Annotated in this window: 1 protein-coding gene; it reads left to right on the forward strand. The window is 35.0% G+C overall.

Annotation, left to right across the window (positions count from 1 at the left end; all coding sequences use genetic code 11):
- On the forward strand, positions 1-219 hold a 219-nt coding region (locus D1841_RS18870), incomplete at its 5' end, for a hypothetical protein (protein WP_207710222.1).
- Positions 220-552 lie beyond the last annotated feature (333 nt).

Raw genomic sequence — 552 nt, forward strand, 5'->3', positions numbered from 1 at the left:
ACCTTTGCTACAGAATCCACAGCTGCACAGATTGTTAATGACAAAATCACAGCCATTCCTCTTGAAGTTCCAGTTAAATATAATACTTATCTGGTATATTTGCAGGACAAAGAACCGAGGGGAATTTACAGAGCTTTTGTAGATTACGTGGTAAATGAAACTCATAGTTTGAACGAAACGAAGAAAATTAAGATTAAAAATAACGATATTTTGTATTAGACGGGGAGAGCACTGAAAAAATACATATTTTCAAAGAAAACCCCGAAAATATGCACATCGGTCTGCATATTTTCGGGGTTTTTACGTTATATATGCACATTCTGAGCTGTAAGGCGATAGTCAAACTGCTGTTTGATAGTTTTTTATAGGAAAAAATGCATATCAGGAGAAAAACTATCAAAAATATGCACATTTGCTCGAGGATTTGTGCATATTTTTGGCTGTTTTGATGGAAATATGCACAGAGACGAACAGCAGTAAAGTTCGCTGTTCTTTGCACTTGTGAATCGCAGGATATTTGGTATAATATTTTTAGGTTAGTGAAGCAGAATG

This window comes from Neglectibacter sp. X4, assembly GCF_009917365.1.
Lineage (GTDB): Bacteria > Bacillota > Clostridia > Oscillospirales > Acutalibacteraceae > Acutalibacter.